General features: G+C 41.6%; 2 tRNA genes and 1 rRNA gene. All 3 read right to left on the bottom strand.

Annotated features, from left to right (window positions below):
* Positions 1 to 335: 335 nt before the first annotated feature.
* Positions 336 to 411 (bottom strand) — tRNA-Ala (locus ACOB82_RS17665).
* Positions 412 to 523: 112 nt separating this feature from the next.
* Positions 524 to 600, bottom strand: a tRNA-Ile gene (locus tag ACOB82_RS17660).
* Positions 601 to 712: 112 nt separating this feature from the next.
* Positions 713 to 825 (bottom strand): 16S ribosomal RNA (locus tag ACOB82_RS17655); the annotation flags it as partial.

Raw genomic sequence — 825 nt, 5'->3', positions numbered from 1 at the left:
GAATGTATGACTGACATTTTCACGTACTCGTCAATTTACTTAAAAAGTAAGATTGATGGAGTCACTTGATTTAGATTGATACAAGATAAGGAAGTCTTGTATCAGGTTTGATTACTTTTGTTTTTAAGTAATGAGCGCGACACTCGTTACTTACAAAGAGTAATCAGTTCGAGATAATTATTAAATAATCATCTCGGGATATATATCAGCTTTCCAAATTGTTAAAGAGCTCAATTTAAGTCGCATTCGCTTAAATCGTGGTTAAAAAAACCAAATTGAAAATATCATCAGATACCTTTAATTTGGTTTCTTTCCCGTCTGGGTGAAGAAGTAAGTGGTGGAGCTAAGCAGGATCGAACTGCTGACCTCCTGCGTGCAAGGCAGGCGCTCTCCCAGCTGAGCTATAGCCCCATATCTGGGTTAACATGTTAGCCAAAGCATCAATTCAAGTTAGGCAAGGCGCTTTTGACCGACGTTTAGTTGACTAAACGAGGTTGAAAGCAACGCAGCATAACGAAGAATTTGGTAGGTCTGGGCAGACTTGAACTGCCGACCTCACCCTTATCAGGGGTGCGCTCTAACCAGCTGAGCTACAGACCTTTAGTATCTCTAATAAAACAGGCGTCCGAAGCTTACATGTTAGGACTTCTTCATACGTTCGTTATCTATGCAATTTGTGTGAACACTCAACATGAAGCGTTTTACTTCAAGATAAGGAGGTGATCCAACCCCAGGTTCCCCTAGGGTTACCTTGTTACGACTTCACCCCAGTCATGAATCACAAAGTGGTGACCGTCCTCCCGAAGGTTAAACTAGCCACTTCTT

The sequence above is a fragment of the Colwellia sp. MEBiC06753 genome, from assembly GCF_053470325.1.
This window is presented reverse-complemented; position numbering and strand designations above follow the sequence as displayed.